We start from the raw sequence: 14,496 nt of genomic DNA, 5'->3' as shown, positions 1-14,496 counted from the left end.
CGCTGTTGCCCGATCATTCGGACAGCAGCGGCGTTATTCGTGTTTTATGGGTGGTTTGTATTTTGCGGCACATCGATCGTAATTTTTAATTCATCGATGTAATGGCGTGTCCAGTTACCTTTAGCATCGAGTAGGGCGCTACCTCCTGATTGGGTTGGCAAGATATATGGCTTGAAGATGATCTTCTGGGGAGTGTCCACAAAAGGAGTAAACAGTGTGATCATTTTGCTGTCACGTTCTTTGGTATGGGGAACTCCAGAACCGCTCAGCAATTGAAGTTCTCTTCCCTGCTCGTCGAATACAGCATAATCGAGTATATCCAATTCCTTTTTGGTGTACTGGTTCGTGTGTCCATTCTTCATGTTATTGTACTCTCGTTCCACGGTGTACTCATCCGGCATATGTGCAATATCAGTCAGCATTTTGAACGATGTTGTAATCTTGGTCGTGATAGGGGTCATTTCTAACTTTTCTACCGTAAATGCAAGATAAGGATTAGATTTGCTCATTTGCGGCTGAAGTATCTTGTTATTTATTTTAGTTTTGTGAACCGTGGTTTGTATGCGGAACGGCTCGAATACACCTTTTAACTTTGCATATACCTCTAGCTCAAACTGATCTGGTAAGGCGGCTTTACCACTGGCAGGGTCACGCATATACGCAATCAGCATAGAATTATTGTCTTTGCCCGGACGACCATACATGAGATTAAAGGCGCTACTGTTGCTGTCGACCGACGTCCCATTGATGAACAGGTCTATTTTCTCCACCATATCCTCTTCCTGCCCTTGCGTATTGGTAGTGGGATACAGGGGTTCATGTTGTGAATCCCCACCGCTTTTTTCCAACGCCACGACCAAGCGTGTCCCATCAAATATGATTTGAGGTACCTTCAATGTAATACCGTCATGGGTAACGCTGAGATTCGATGAAGTGGCCAACCCTTTCTGGTCAGCGGTTTGCAGCCCAAGATCCCCGGCTAGCTTGAACACGCTATCGACAAGGGGGACCTGTTTCAATGATTCCGCCATTGTAGGCGAAACATAGGCGCTGCCAATGATCATAACGCCAATGAGTGCTGCAGAAGCAGCGGTAATTGCAGTTCTCCGAAGAAACCTTTTAACGGGTCGATGAGAGGATGAATGGTTGGGTAGCAGGTCAGAATCTGATTCCATTTGTGCATAAAATGCGTCTAGGCGTTGCCTTACCAAATCAGGGATGTCTACCATATCTGCTTCCAAGTTTTCTTTTTCCAATTGTAATTTCTCATCCAGCTTTTGTTCCTGATTCTCATACTCTGAAGGATTCATTGAAAGGTCACCTTCCTTTCTCCGCGATTTTGTAGCAGATCCATTAATGTTCTGCGAGCACGGTGCAATCGTGTTTTGACGGCACCCTCTGATAGGTCCAGTAGCTCTGAGATTTCCCTGATCGGCATATCACGCAAATAGTGCAGGGAAATCACGGTTCGCATGGATTCCTCCAAGTGGTCGATGGCCTCGCGCAGCTCGATTTTTTCGTATCCGCCCGAGGTGGACGGTTCCTTTATAAATTCCGCGACGGGTACAACCCGTTTTTGCTTACGGATCATGAGATGGCATTCATTAATGAGAATACGAAGCAGCCATGTTTTAAAATAGCGAGGTTCACGCAGCTCACCCAGAGACTTGTATGCTTTGAGCATCGCTTCTTGTATTGCGTCCGCGCAATCCTCATTGCTGCGAAGAATGGAACGCGCCATGCCATACATATCGGATTCCATCTGTTTCATCAAGGCGACGAACGCCTTGCGATCCCCGTGCCTTGCTTGGTATACGTTTGTTTCGAGATTCAAAGGATGGTGCTCCTTTCCCGTCTATACTAGCTATGATCAATGTAATTGTACCTGTATTTGAATTTGTACAATCTATTGTGTAGCAGGTTACAAGAATTAGATGATACATGGGCTCTAAAGGTTACAGCGGAAATAAAAAAATATAGCACCATCGCAATAAGGTTTCTTTAGAGAAACCAACGTGTCAAACCGTCGCACGGAATAGTGGCTTTGGACTTCACATGCTATAATACGGTGAACCAGTATCAGGAAGGAGAATCCAACCCCTATGAAAAAAACAATTGCTACTGAAAAAGCCCCCGGCGCGATCGGGCCCTATAGCCAAGCGGTAGAGGCAGGCGGGTTTATTTACACCTCAGGACAGCTTGGGCTGAATCCAGCAACAGGTGAGTTCGGCAAGGATGTACAGGAGCAGGCTCGCCTGTCCTTGAGCAATGTACAAGCCATTCTGGAAGCGGCAGGCAGCAACATGAACCAGGTTGTGAAAGCGACTGTATTCCTGAAGGACATGAACGATTTTGTCAGTGTCAATGAGGTGTACAGTTCCTTCTTCGAGCAACCATACCCAGCACGGAGTGCGGTGGAGGTAGCTCGTCTGCCTAAGGACGCACTGGTGGAGATTGAAGTCATTGCATTGAAGGGCGAATAAGTTACCAGGGTTCGTTCATATAATAAATAGTTTGCATGGAACCGGGTGTCACTACTATAGTGGCATCCGGTTGTTTTGAATGTAATGCGTGTTGTTCGGAGTGTCCAATACATAGGCTCTGAACAAGGGATTGAAAGAAAACTGATCTCTGGATTAGAAGACGTGTGTTATTTTAGTGTCGCAACCGGGAAATTACGCAGATATTTTGACTGGAATAATGTTAAGGACCCTTTTAAAGTGCTAAAGGGCGTTTCTCAAGCATACCGAATTATAAAGAAAGAAAAACCAAATATTATTTTTTCAAAAGGCGGGTTTGTTTCCGTTCCTGTGGTATTGGCTGGGTGGTTGAACAGAGTCCCCGTCATCATCCACGAATCCGATCTTACCCCTGGATTAGCGAATAAAATTTCCAGCATGTTTGCTACCGAAATTTGTACTACTTTTCCTGAAACAGCTGAATATTTTCGCTCTAGGAATACCCGATATATTGGTGCTGTTGTGAGAGATGAGCTAAAAGAGGGGAAGGCGGCCAAAGGGTTAGCCTACTGCGGTTTTACTCGAAATAAGCCCATCATGCTCATCATGGGTGGGAGTTTAGGCTCCAAGAAGATCAATGAGCTGGTTTGGCTGAATTTAGAGGCTTTGCTCGCTCAATTTCAAATCGTGCATATTTGTGGTAAGAACCAAGTGAATGATTCTATTCATACGAATGGTTATCAGCAATTTGAATACATAAACGATGAACTGGCGGATGTAATGGCGATGGCAGATATGGTTGTTTCCAGGGCAGGTTCAAATTCCATTTTTGAATTCTTGACATTGCGCAAGCCTATGCTGTTGATACCTCTTTCAAAGGCAGTCAGCAGGGGGGATCAGATTCTAAATGCAAAATCATTTAAAGCACAAGGCTTGTGTGAGTTTTTAGAAGAAGAAGAGTTGGAATCTGAACGCTTTGTCGATATGATTCTTCGTTTGTATGAAAAAAGGTTGGATTACATTCACAATATGGAGAAAATTAATACGGATCAATCGACAAGCAAGCTTTTAGATTTGATTAAAGTCTATGCCTGATCATATTTTATAAAAAACAAAGCAAGCGAGCTTGGGCTAAATGATTCCGACCCATGCTCGCTTGTGCTTGTTGCTAGGAGATGATATTCGTTTCCTTTAATCCCGGTCTCGATTACGGGCAAAGAATAGCCACAGCGCGTACACCAGGATAATTGCCGACAAGATCCATGCAGCCAGCCGTACATTTTCATTGTTCGGATGCTCGACGGCGATAGCTACATAGGCCCATACAAATACAAGTGGATAGATGCTATCACGATAAGGAAAGCTGACCAAGATGGCCAATACGGTGCCAATAAACAGGATGATGATCGCCCATATCGTATCGCTGAGACCCCAGCCACTCCATTCATTCTTTTCCAAAGCTACAGTAATGTTGATGATGGTAGCCACAGATACCCAACCGAGATTCAGACTGAAAGGCAGCTTGACGAACCACATTTCTCCGCGAGTTGGCTGCGGTGTACGAGTACGTGTATATACGACGAATAGGGAGAGCAAGTATAAAATAATGACGATCACGCACAGTTCTACGTATACATACTGCCATAGGAAAATCCAGATGATGTTGAAGAGACAGCTCAAAATAAAGAAAATACCGATAGATTGAACGCTTGTCTTGGCTTGCCCTGTTGATGTAGCTTGGTACACGGCAAAACAGGCGAGTAGCACGTAGATGACCGACCAGATGGAAAAAGCGTAACCTGCTGGCGTAATTAAGGTAGGATACATGTTGGATACAGCAGCGGTGCTTCTTCCGCCAATAGGAAGTGTAGAAGCCAAAATATTAACGAGAACGACAGCGATGAATGCAATAATATTCCACCATTTATACGGATGGCTTCGTGACATAGGAATAACTCCTCCTCAACAAATGATGTTCAAAATGACCGACTGGTCACTATCTTCTACTATGAATATACCCACTTTGCTTTCAAATATGTCCGAACGGGGAAAAGTTTCTTGATCCCAATAAAATCATAAAAAGTTGTATGTATATGCATTCATATGTAGTACAATGGTAAAAATTTTAAGCACTATATAAGCTGAAGGAAGAGTTCACATGGCGTGCCAACTATGCAGCCAGAAGATGCTTCCGATGTGAATTTTCTTAAATCAGCTTATATAGAAGTAAGGGGATCAGTAGAATGAGAGGATTAGAGAAAGTAGGAAAATTTGTAGGTGGGACCTTTTCCATCTGGGTGCTTTTATTTGCATGTTTGGGATTTTTCTTTCCTACGGCGTTTACAGGGTTGAAAGGATACATACAGTTATTTCTGGGCATTGTCATGTTCGGGATGGGGCTGACTTTATCTGCGGCCGACTTTCGTGAAGTGTTCCGGCGTCCAGTGGATGTGGCTATAGGAGTGGTAGGGCACTATCTGATCATGCCGTTTCTCGCCTTTGTATTGGCATTAGTATTGCAGCTTCCACCGGATATTGCGGTGGGTGTCATTTTGGTCGGCTGTTGTCCAAGTGGAACTGCATCCAACGTAATGACGCTCTTATCCAAAGGTGACGTGGCGCTTGGCGTATCGATCGCTTCAGTGTCGACGCTGATTGCTCCACTAGCAACCCCAGCGATGATTAGTCTGCTTGCCGGACGCTGGATGAATATTGATGCGAAGTCGCTGATCATGGATATTCTCATCGTGGTTATTGTCCCTATTGTGCTGGGTGTAATCGTCAAATCGCTATTCCGCAGACAAGCGGAAGCCAGTGTCAAGGCGCTGCCGCTCATTTCAACCATGGCGATTGTACTTATCGTGGCTATTGTGGTTGCAGGCAGCAAAGGCAAAATTTTGGAGACAGGTCCGATTATTTTTGCTGTGGTTATTTTGCATAACGGTATCGGCTTTCTGCTCGGATATTGGTTTGCCAAGCTATTCGGCATGGATCTTTCCAAGCGTAAAGCCGTTACGCTGGAAACAGGAATGCAGAATTCCGGGCTGGGCGCTGCGCTGGCAGCGGCTCATTTTAATCCGATTGCTGCTGTACCGAGTGCGATTTTTAGCGTGTGGCATAATATTTCCGGCTCGTTGCTCGCGACCTGGTTTTCCCGCCGGGAGGAGAAAGATAGCATAGCCGGAAGCAGATAAGCGACTGTCAATAGCTGATGTAAAGTGGCTAAATTTCGGACTTTTCGGACAGTTTAAGGGAGGTCAAAAAGGTTGGATTTGACTTTATAGGGGCGGATCATTATACTGTGGTTATTATAACCACTGTATTTAAGTAAGCAACAGCAAAGAGGCTTCGTCATGGAAGGAAAATGACATTAAATTCGTATTCGTTTCATGCTCAATAGCCCTATATGATCTGATTTGACTTAAACTGAAGGAGAGAGAACGAATGAACCCGAAATATAATCCTTTATTTGAAGCTTATACCCTGCCATCCGGTGTTACATTGAAGAACCGCATTACGATGGCCCCTATGACTAACTTTGCTTCCCACGAAAATGGCGAAGTCAGTGACCAGGAACTGGCATACTACCGTGAACGCTCCGGTGGTGTGGGCGCGGTTATTACCGCTTGTGTGTATGTAACTCCAGATGGCAAAGGATTTGTTAATGAGTTTGGTGCGGACAAGGATGAAATGATTCCTAGCCTGCGTCGTCTGGCGGATACGATTCATCAGGAGGGCGCGAAAGCGATTCTGCAAATTTATCATGGTGGCCGCCTGTGCCCACCGGATCAGATTCCAGACGGACAACCGATCAGTGCAAGCGCAGTAGCTGAGGAAAAAGAAGGCGCACCTGTGCCGCGTGAAATGACATCTGACGATATCCACCGCGTCATCCGCGCCTATGGCGAAGCAACTCGCCGCGCGATTGAAGCAGGCTATGATGGTGTAGAGCTTCACGGAGCGAACGGTTACCTCGTGCAGCAATTCTTCTCTCCGCATTCCAACATTCGTACCGATGAATGGGGAGGAAGTCTTGAGAAACGCTTGACCTTTCCGCTGGCAATTGTTCACGAAGTGAAGAAAGTAATCGCAGAGCATGCGAAGCGTCCATTTATCTTCGGATACCGCTTGTCTCCTGAGGAAGGACACACGCCAGGCATCACGTTGGATGATACGATGGTGCTTGTAGACCGTCTGGCGGATGAAGGGCTGGATTACCTGCACATTTCCGTAAATCATTTCTTCGGCGGTTCGTTCCGCGACCGTAGTGACGAACGGTCACGTACGGTTCTGATTCATGAGAAGGTTGGGAACCGTGTACCAGTCATGGGAGTGGGTTCCCTGAATACACCAGACGAGGCGCTTGCAGCACTGGAGACAGGTGTACCGCTTGTTTCACTGGGACGTCCGTTGCTGATGGAGCCGCAATGGGTTCAGAAAGTGCAGAACGGCACAGAGGATACCATTCGCACGACATTGTCCAAGCAAGCCCAGCAGGAGCTGGTCATTCCTGACTACTTGTGGGGTGCGCTGACGACTATTCCTGGCTGGATGCCTGTTACGGACTAAATTTTGAATAATAATACCCTAGGCTGCTTTTATGCGCCTGGGGTATTTTCTTGTCTCGTGACTGTGAATTACAATTACGTAGGAATAACACAGAGAGAAGGTAATGATAATGTTCCATGAAACGAATGGTGTGATTTCGATGAAGTCCACCCATCCAGGTCTACAGATTCGGCTTTTACAAGTAAAGGATGCAGAACGTTTATTAGAAATTAGACGCCAACATTTTGAGTTTTTCAAACCATTCGAGCCAGAACGACCTGAACATTACTTTACCCTGGAAGAACAGGTGCGTCTGATTTCCAACGGCTTGGAAGCTGCACAAGCTGGACAGGGATATACGTTTGGACTTTTTTTACCGAAAAATGATAAGCTGATCGGCAGAATGGAGCTGTCTGGTGTCGCTAGAGGTCCCTTCCAAAATGCCAATCTGGGCTACTTCGTAGATCCTGCATATCATGGACAAGGCTATGCTACCTCTGCAGTGAAGGATATTGTCCGCTACGCCCTGAATGAGTTGGAATTACACCGTATTCAAGCTGGAGTCATGCCAAGAAATTCGCCTTCCCATCGAGTGATGGAAAAGGCGGGATTTCGCCGCGAGGGGCTGGCTCTCAACTATTTGAAGATTAATGGTGTGTGGGAAGATCATGTGTTATATGCGATAACGGCTGAGGATTTGCAGAATGGCGCCTTCTGAATTCGCCAGGCGTAACTCCCTCAAGTTTTTTGAACACCTTGCCAAAGTATTTCTCATCCTGATATCCGACCATACCGGCAATATGATGAAGGCGCAGCTTGTCATTCAGCAGTAGTAGCTTTGCCTTGCTCATCCGGATCTGGCACAAATAATCGGACAGATTAACCCCGTACTCCTGCTTGAATTTACGAGAAATGTATTCCCGGCTGAGGTAAAAGCGGCTCGCTATATCCTGTAGGGAAATATCCTCGTCATAGTGAGCATCCAGATAGCGGGCAATATCACGGATCGTCGGGTTGTTTGGGCTATGGCTTGGCGTAAGTGCCTGACCGGCTGCGAGCAATCGATTTTCGATCTGTTTTGTCCATAAGGGTAGGGAAAGCACCCCACGGTTGTCGACCGGCAAGGCAGGAATGGTGCTCGACTCATCTGTCAGTTCCTCGCCTTCGGCATCTCCAGGTCTGTCATTCAGCCAGCGAGCCAGCATCCAATCCAGCTCTTGATTCCAGCCAGCGAGCTGCTCTGCTGTAACCGAAGGCAGCACGGCTACGGCTGCCACCCAGTCGCCTACCGCTGTGGATACACGATTGGCATTACAACTGAGTGCGCTAAGCCGAAGTTCCTCTTCCATTTCAGACAACTGGGGAAGACGAACGGTCTGCCGGACCGGAGAACTCTCATGTATCCAGTCGGTGGCCTGCAACATATCCCGTTTCCAGAGCGCTTGCCGTGCTTCTTGGTAGGCTGTGGCTGCCCCCATCGGAAAGGTTCCGAAAGAACCAACCCCGATGTGCATATAGCAGCGCAGCGCCGTTCTAATCCCTGCGTGAATCTCCTGCAAGAGCACTGGCCAACGAGCCGGCTCGGCCCAATACAGCAGAATAATTTCGTCCGTACGCTCCAGATGACGGAATGCAATTCCGGTTTGAGAAGTACCCAGAAATTCGTTGCAAATGTTAATGAGGGAAAAGCCTAGAAGCGCGCGGCGCGTTTTATATTTGTCCAGTATATCGGCATCCAGTTGAGTGGTACTCATCACTGCTGCATTACAGATCTGAATAGCTGTGGGAAGACGCAGCTCCTCACGTAAGGGAGTGATGGATAGCGCCGTACCGGAAATGAGTTCGGTCAGGAGTTTATCAGCATAGTGCGGCCTCATCCGGTTGACCTCCATAGCCTGCATGGTCTGTCTGTTCCGGTCTTGCTCCGCTGTCCGCCAAGCTTGAGTGGCTTTACTGAGCGCCTCATTGATCTCTACCGGATCTACGGGCTTAAGGATATAGTCCATGCCTCCCCGGCGAATGGCCTGCCGAACCAATTCGAAATCATCATAGCCGCTGACCACCACGACTCTGGTAGCTGGAGAATTGGCTTGAATCCACTCCATCAAGGCTACTCCATCTCTACCAGGCATTCGCATATCTGTGAGTACCACAGGCGGGGAAAGTGCGGTAATGACCTCAATCGCCTGATCGCCCGATTCAGCCTCAATCACCTCGGTCACACCGTAAGCTTCCCAATGTACAAGCATCCGAATGGCGTGACGTACATGCCTTTCATCATCCACAATCAGGACCTTCATTGACAGATCACTCTCCCTTAATATGAATTTCTGTATGGGGCTCGGTGCGAATTTCAAGTGTGAAACGAACGCCATGAGGCAGAATATTGTCTACACACAGGGTATTAGAACCATCATCCGAGTGAAGCTGGATACGTAATAGAACATTACGAAGACCAATAGAGTTTTGCTCGTCAGTGTCTGATTCTTCATGGGCTTTCAGCGGACGTTGCAGCATATACTGGAGCTGCTCCAATTCGTTCTCTGGAATTGATGCGCCGTTATTTTCCACTTCAATCCTCACAATGCCTTCCCGGATTCGGCAGGCTGTAATACGAATCTTACCGGGTCCCAGCCGGGGATCGGCCCCGTGTTTAAAGTAGTTTTCCACCAACGGCTGGAGAATCATTTTAGGCACCCGATCATTCAGAACTTGATCATCCCAATGATAGGTGACTTCTAATTGCTCACCGAAGCGTTCCTTTTGCAAATCAAGATATTGTTTTACATGCTCAGCCTCTTCCTTGAGTGTAACAATCGTATGGTCCCGCATGTTATAGCGGAGCATTTTGGCAAGGGAAGAGAGCAGCGAATAGATTCGCGGCACCTCATGCTGTAGAGCCAGTGTTCCAATAGACTGTAGAGTATTATATAAAAAATGAGGATTAATCTGTGCCTGAAGCGCTTTCAATTGGTGTGTCTTGTTTGCCAGTTCCAGCTTGTATTCCCGCAAAATGAGGTTGTTGATGGTATCCATCATCTGTCTGAAACGACGCGACAGCACTCCAATCTCATCGTTGCTCATGGCCCGGATGTCTACATCCAGCTGACCGGACTGAATCTGGTTTATGTAGCGAGTCAGCCGCTTAATCGGTTCCGTAATTTTTATTGAAATCCATAACGTGGCGACAATAACGAGCAGCAATGCTGCGCCTGTAATGACCGCATTGATCTGGGTCAGTTGGGTAGCTCGCATATAAAGCGTCCGATGAGGGATTTTCTTGACGAGTGTCCAGCCTGACAGGTTGGCATCCAGTTTGCCATATACGTGCAGTGCTGTATCATCTTCAATTACACCGTGCTCGTCTTCTTTAGAAATTCGCTTGAGTAGGCCAGATTCCTTCCAGTGTGTTCCAATGGATGATTCTTTTCCACTATAGATGATCGTTCCGTTCCGATCAATTAAAAACAGCTCCTCTGTATCTGCATCATACAATTGACGGCAAATACTGCGCAGTGCCTCCAGATCAACGTCTATAGCCAGTACCCCAAGCGTTTCTGAAGACGGAATGTTCCGAATCGCCCGGTGGAGTGTAAATACCTGCCGCTCTGTGCTGTGCTCCGCATAGGAAACCGCCGAAAAGCCGTACAAATGCTTTATATGCGAGGGTTGTATGAACAGTCCGGAAGGGCCGTAATGGATAGAACCGGTAAAGGGCTCCAGCCGGAACTCCCGTAAAGGAACCGTGCTGGTAATCAGCGTAGATTGCCCAGCCTCAAACGAATGCAAGTACACCTGGTCAATGCCTGAGGAAGCATTCATCATCGTTTGCAGCGTGGTGTAAATCTCGGCAACGGCCCGGTAATCATCTGGAATTTTAGCCAGGTTGCGCAGAAAATGAGGGTCATTATAGACTCCGATCGATGCGCGATTTAATCCCTGTAAATAGTTATCCAGATTCGTAATTCCCTGAAAAATAAGCCGCTCATTTTCTTGGGTGGCCTGCTCCCGTAAGGATTGCTTGGTGAGGATGAAGGTCATGGTCATTGAAAGCAGCAACGGAATGGTGACCGCAATGAGTAGAAACCAGATTAGGCGAGAACGAATGCTATGAAATTTCATGCAGGTAGCTCCTTTCACAATTCAAGGCAGGCCTGAGGTCAATATTTTCCCCCTTAATGGTTCACGATCTTGCGTGTTCTCCAGAGCTCTAATTCGACATAATGAACATGTGAATCGCATATCCATACGGATTCAACGTCCACACTGCTTGCAAGGATGCCGTAGAGGAGCGTTCCAGACACCAAAGAGAACAAAGGGGGGATCGGTTTGAATCGCGCCAAGTCGTCGCAATGGCTCCAGCAATGGATTTTTGTAGGGCCATCGACGTTATTTTTCGTTATCATTATTGTAATCCCTTTCATGCTAGGAATGTACTATTCTTTTACAGAGTGGAATGGGGTAGCCAATCAGGCAAAGTGGGTCGGGCTGGATAATTTCAGTCACATTTTATTAAATGACGACAAATTCGGGACAGCGTTCTGGTTTACCGTCCGTTTTACGGTGATTGGAGTGGTGGCAGCCAATACCTTTGGTTTTCTGCTGGCGTATTTTCTAACCAAGCCGCTAAAAACAAAAAATGTGCTTCGAACTATTTTTTTCATGCCTAATGTGATCGGAGGTCTGTTGCTCGGTTTTATCTGGCAGTTTATTTTCGTCAAGGGATTTGCAGCGATCGGCGAGAGTACGGGGTTATCCTTTTTCAACCTGTCCTGGCTGGGAGATGAGATTACGGCCTTCTGGGGCATTGTAATCGTGTTTATCTGGCAAACAGCCGGATATTTAATGGTGATTTATATCTCTTCCCTGACCAACGTGCCCCGGGATATGCTGGAGGCAGCCGAGATTGACGGAGCGAGCCGGATGCAAATCTTGCGGTCGATTATACTGCCTTTGATCATGCCCGCCATTACGGTATGTCTCTTCCTGGCGATATCATGGTCGTTTAAAATGTTCGATCTCAACCTGTCATTGACGAAGGGTGGTCCTTTTGGTTCAACGGAGTCAGTGGCGCTCAATATATACAATGAAGCGTTTGTCAATAATCGTTATGGGTTGGGAACGGCTAAAGCACTTATTTTCTTTATCATTGTTGCTCTCGTTACGAGCCTTCAGGTACGCCTGACGAAAAGTCGGGAGGTGGAATCGTAGATGGAAACAAACAATCGCTACCGCGTTGGAACCTGGGCGACTGAGTTGGTGATGATCCTCGTCGCATTGGTATTCCTCGTCCCGTTTTACTTTTTGTTCGTGAATTCGGTCAAAAGCTTTGGTGACCTGCTCACGGATTCTGCGGCCTGGCCACAAACATTTGTATGGAGCAACTATGCTAGAGCTTGGAGCATTACGCGTTTTCCTGAAGCGTTATGGAACTCATTCGTGGTTACGGTGGTCAGCAATCTGCTGCTCGTACTGATCAGCTCAATGGCTGCTTATCGAATGGTTAGGCATCCAACACGTTACAATCGGGTGCTGTTCAGCCTGTTCGTGGCCGCGATGGTCATTCCTTTTCAATCGGTGATGATCCCTTTGGTCAAGGTTGTAAGTACGCTGGATTTAATGAACAGTATTAGTGGTCTGGTAATCTGTTATCTGGGATTTGGGGCTCCTATGTCCATCTTTCTCTTTCACGGATTCGTCAAAGGTGTGCCAGTCGAGGTGGAAGAAGCAGCTACAGTAGACGGTTGCACGCCTTACGGGGTGTTTTTCCGGATTGTATATCCGTTGATGCTGCCCATGATGGTAACAGTTATTATTTTGAATACACTCTGGATTTGGAATGACTATCTACTGCCTTCTCTCGTGCTGCAAAAGGCTGAATTGCGCACCATTCCGATTGCAACCTATGCCTTTTTCGGACAATATACGAAGCAGTGGGATTTGGCATTACCTGCTCTGGTGCTGGGTATCTTGCCGGTCATCGCGTTCTTTCTGGCCATGCAAAAATATATTATACAAGGGATTATGGCAGGTTCGGTTAAAGGTTGAGTGTTGATTATGGTGCTATGAAACCTAGAATAGAAAGGAACATAAATATGAAAACGCATACTTTTAAAAAGAAAGCCCAAGCACTGATTTTGCTTTTTGCAGCTTTTGCTCTGGTTTTGGCGGGGTGTAACAGCAGTGGGGGGCAAAATGCAAGCAATGAGGAAGTTAAGGAGAAAACCATTCACATTTTTCAGTTTAAAGTAGAGATTGCAGAAGCACTAAATCGCATGAAGGGGGAGTATGAAGCGACTCACCCCGGGATTAAGCTCGACATTCAGACCGTAGGTGGGGGTAGTGACTATGGGGCGGCGTTGAAGGCCAAGTTTGCTTCTGGTGAACAGCCGGATATTTTTAATGTCGGCGGATATCGTGAGCTGGATACGTGGATGGAATATTTGGAGGACCTATCCGACCAACCTTGGGTTGGTGATGTGGTCGATGTCGCCAAAGAACCGATGACCAAGGATGGCAAGCTGTACGGTCAGCCAATGAACCTGGAAGGATACGGCTTTATTTATAACAAGGATTTGTTCAAAAAGGCTGGAATCACCGAGCCTCCTAAAACGCTGTCTGAGCTGGAGGCTGCTGCGCAAAAGCTGCAAGCCGCAGGGATTACACCTTTCTCCAATGGATACCAGGAGTTTTGGGTGCTGGGCAATCATTTGCTGAACGTGGCATTTGCTAATCAGCCAGACCCGTCGGGCTTCGTCAAGGGACTGAATGATGGCACAGCCAAAATTCCGGGCAATGCTGTATTCGCCGAGTGGATCAAGCTGCTCGATCTGACGCTCAAGTATGGCAATTCGAAGCCGCTCACGACTGATTACAATACGCAGGTAACGAACTTTGCCACTGGCAAGGCTGCCATGATGCAGCAAGGGAACTGGACTCAGGTCCAAATTGACGGAATTAATCCGAAGCTGAATCTGGGTATTCTGCCTATGCCGATTGGTGAAGATGCAACAGCCGGAGATAAGCTGTTTGTAGGCGTCGCCAATAACTGGGTGGTTAATAAAAATTCGTCTGTCAAAGCTGAGGCCAAAGAGTTCTTAAATTGGATGGTGACATCCGAGCAAGGGAAAAAGTATATCACCAAGGAATTTAAGTTCATTCCAGCGTTCAAGAGCATCAAAGGAGAAGAGGCCGATATGGGCCAACTGGGTGCCGAAGTGGTGAAATACAGTCAGGAAAATAAACTGCTGGGCTGGTTCTTTAGCCGTTATCCTGAAGGAGCGCAGCAAGAATTCGGAAGTCAGATGCAAGCTTATGTGGCAGGTAAATCGGATGCAGGGAAGCTGTTCGAGGATTTCCAGAGAACATGGGATAATTTGAAGACCAAATAATTAAATAAAATACGCAGAAGAGCCTTCGTATGTCAGGGAGATTGCATGATCCTGAACATCCGAAGGCTTTTCTGTAAGCATATTATATTTCTACGGCT

Annotated in this window: 13 protein-coding genes; 8 read left to right on the top strand and 5 right to left on the bottom strand. The window is 46.9% G+C overall.

Annotation, left to right across the window (positions count from 1 at the left end; all coding sequences use genetic code 11):
- Positions 1-44 precede the first annotated feature (44 nt).
- Complete coding sequence (locus ACXHJ1_RS03900) at positions 45-1,310, bottom strand: DUF4179 domain-containing protein (protein ID WP_457905642.1); 1,266 nt, start codon at positions 1,308-1,310, stop codon at positions 45-47.
- A complete protein-coding gene (locus tag ACXHJ1_RS03895) occupies positions 1,307-1,834 on the bottom strand; it encodes a sigma-70 family RNA polymerase sigma factor (protein ID WP_016819485.1) in 528 nt (175 codons plus the stop codon). The genes ACXHJ1_RS03900 and ACXHJ1_RS03895 overlap by 4 nt, the downstream gene beginning before the upstream one ends.
- Before the next feature lie 268 nt (positions 1,835-2,102).
- Between ACXHJ1_RS03895 and ACXHJ1_RS03890 the strand changes: the two genes are divergently transcribed.
- Both ACXHJ1_RS03890 and ACXHJ1_RS03885 read left to right on the top strand, forming a co-directional pair.
- Entirely contained in the window at positions 2,103-2,483 is a 381-nt protein-coding gene (locus tag ACXHJ1_RS03890) for a RidA family protein (protein ID WP_013308546.1), read from the top strand.
- 84 nt (positions 2,484-2,567) lie between these two features.
- Positions 2,568-3,554, top strand: coding sequence for an undecaprenyldiphospho-muramoylpentapeptide beta-N-acetylglucosaminyltransferase (locus ACXHJ1_RS03885; RefSeq protein WP_457906161.1), 987 nt, complete (start codon positions 2,568-2,570; stop codon positions 3,552-3,554).
- Between the two features lie 96 nt (positions 3,555-3,650).
- Here ACXHJ1_RS03885 and ACXHJ1_RS03880 read toward each other — a convergent pair whose 3' ends face one another.
- Positions 3,651-4,406 (bottom strand): tryptophan-rich sensory protein, encoded by a 756-nt coding sequence (locus ACXHJ1_RS03880; protein ID WP_107734787.1) that lies wholly within the window; start codon positions 4,404-4,406, stop codon positions 3,651-3,653.
- Between the two features lie 296 nt (positions 4,407-4,702).
- On the opposite strand from ACXHJ1_RS03880, the gene ACXHJ1_RS03875 reads away from it, so the two are divergent.
- The 3 genes from ACXHJ1_RS03875 (at position 4,703) to ACXHJ1_RS03865 (ending at position 7,725) form a co-directional block, all read left to right on the top strand.
- The gene (locus tag ACXHJ1_RS03875) at positions 4,703-5,653 is read left to right on the top strand and encodes a bile acid:sodium symporter family protein (protein WP_025363895.1); all 951 of its coding nucleotides are present in this window, start codon (positions 4,703-4,705) and stop codon (positions 5,651-5,653) included.
- A gap of 250 nt (positions 5,654-5,903) precedes the next feature.
- Positions 5,904-7,028 carry an NADH-dependent flavin oxidoreductase gene (locus ACXHJ1_RS03870; protein WP_019686018.1) on the top strand — a complete coding sequence of 375 codons (1,125 nt, stop codon included), beginning with the start codon at positions 5,904-5,906 and terminating at the stop codon, positions 7,026-7,028.
- 109 nt (positions 7,029-7,137) lie between these two features.
- A complete protein-coding gene (locus tag ACXHJ1_RS03865; RefSeq protein WP_457905641.1) occupies positions 7,138-7,725 on the top strand; it encodes a GNAT family N-acetyltransferase in 588 nt (195 codons plus the stop codon).
- Here ACXHJ1_RS03865 and ACXHJ1_RS03860 read toward each other — a convergent pair.
- Positions 7,655-9,307 carry a response regulator gene (locus tag ACXHJ1_RS03860; RefSeq protein ID WP_457905640.1) on the bottom strand — a complete coding sequence of 551 codons (1,653 nt, stop codon included), beginning with the start codon at positions 9,305-9,307 and terminating at the stop codon, positions 7,655-7,657. The genes ACXHJ1_RS03865 and ACXHJ1_RS03860 overlap by 71 nt on opposite strands.
- A gap of 7 nt (positions 9,308-9,314) precedes the next feature.
- Positions 9,315-11,129, bottom strand: coding sequence for a sensor histidine kinase (locus ACXHJ1_RS03855; protein ID WP_457905639.1), 1,815 nt, complete (start codon positions 11,127-11,129; stop codon positions 9,315-9,317).
- A 207-nt stretch (positions 11,130-11,336) separates the two neighbouring features.
- Here ACXHJ1_RS03855 and ACXHJ1_RS03850 point away from each other — a divergent pair, with 207 nt between their 5' ends.
- The 3 genes from ACXHJ1_RS03850 to ACXHJ1_RS03840 are packed head-to-tail and all read left to right on the top strand — an operon-like array spanning position 11,337 to position 14,398.
- A complete protein-coding gene (locus ACXHJ1_RS03850; RefSeq protein WP_457905638.1) occupies positions 11,337-12,218 on the top strand; it encodes a carbohydrate ABC transporter permease in 882 nt (293 codons plus the stop codon).
- Entirely contained in the window at positions 12,219-13,055 is an 837-nt protein-coding gene (locus ACXHJ1_RS03845; protein WP_016819492.1) for a carbohydrate ABC transporter permease, read from the top strand. It abuts the gene before it with no gap.
- A 47-nt stretch (positions 13,056-13,102) separates the two neighbouring features.
- On the top strand, positions 13,103-14,398 hold the full coding sequence (locus tag ACXHJ1_RS03840; RefSeq protein WP_016819493.1) for an ABC transporter substrate-binding protein: 1,296 nt from the start codon (positions 13,103-13,105) through the stop codon (positions 14,396-14,398).
- Positions 14,399-14,496: the final 98 nt, after the last annotated feature.

It is taken from the genome of Paenibacillus sp. ALE2, assembly GCF_054113385.1.
This window is presented reverse-complemented; position numbering and strand designations above follow the sequence as displayed.

Excerpts from the sequence above, each read along its gene's own strand:
- ACXHJ1_RS03900 (WP_457905642.1), bottom strand. The coding sequence starts at position 1,310 with ATGAATCCTTCAGAGTATGAGAATCAGGAACAAAAGCTGGATGAGAAA.
- ACXHJ1_RS03890 (WP_013308546.1), top strand. The coding sequence starts at position 2,103 with ATGAAAAAAACAATTGCTACTGAAAAAGCCCCCGGCGCGATCGGGCCC.
- ACXHJ1_RS03885 (WP_457906161.1), top strand. The coding sequence starts at position 2,568 with ATGCGTGTTGTTCGGAGTGTCCAATACATAGGCTCTGAACAAGGGATT.
- ACXHJ1_RS03880 (WP_107734787.1), bottom strand. The coding sequence starts at position 4,406 with ATGTCACGAAGCCATCCGTATAAATGGTGGAATATTATTGCATTCATC.
- ACXHJ1_RS03875 (WP_025363895.1), top strand. The coding sequence starts at position 4,703 with ATGAGAGGATTAGAGAAAGTAGGAAAATTTGTAGGTGGGACCTTTTCC.
- ACXHJ1_RS03870 (WP_019686018.1), top strand. The coding sequence starts at position 5,904 with ATGAACCCGAAATATAATCCTTTATTTGAAGCTTATACCCTGCCATCC.
- ACXHJ1_RS03865 (WP_457905641.1), top strand. The coding sequence starts at position 7,138 with ATGTTCCATGAAACGAATGGTGTGATTTCGATGAAGTCCACCCATCCA.
- ACXHJ1_RS03860 (WP_457905640.1), bottom strand. The coding sequence starts at position 9,307 with ATGAAGGTCCTGATTGTGGATGATGAAAGGCATGTACGTCACGCCATT.
- ACXHJ1_RS03855 (WP_457905639.1), bottom strand. The coding sequence starts at position 11,129 with ATGAAATTTCATAGCATTCGTTCTCGCCTAATCTGGTTTCTACTCATT.
- ACXHJ1_RS03845 (WP_016819492.1), top strand. The coding sequence starts at position 12,219 with ATGGAAACAAACAATCGCTACCGCGTTGGAACCTGGGCGACTGAGTTG.
- ACXHJ1_RS03840 (WP_016819493.1), top strand. The coding sequence starts at position 13,103 with ATGAAAACGCATACTTTTAAAAAGAAAGCCCAAGCACTGATTTTGCTT.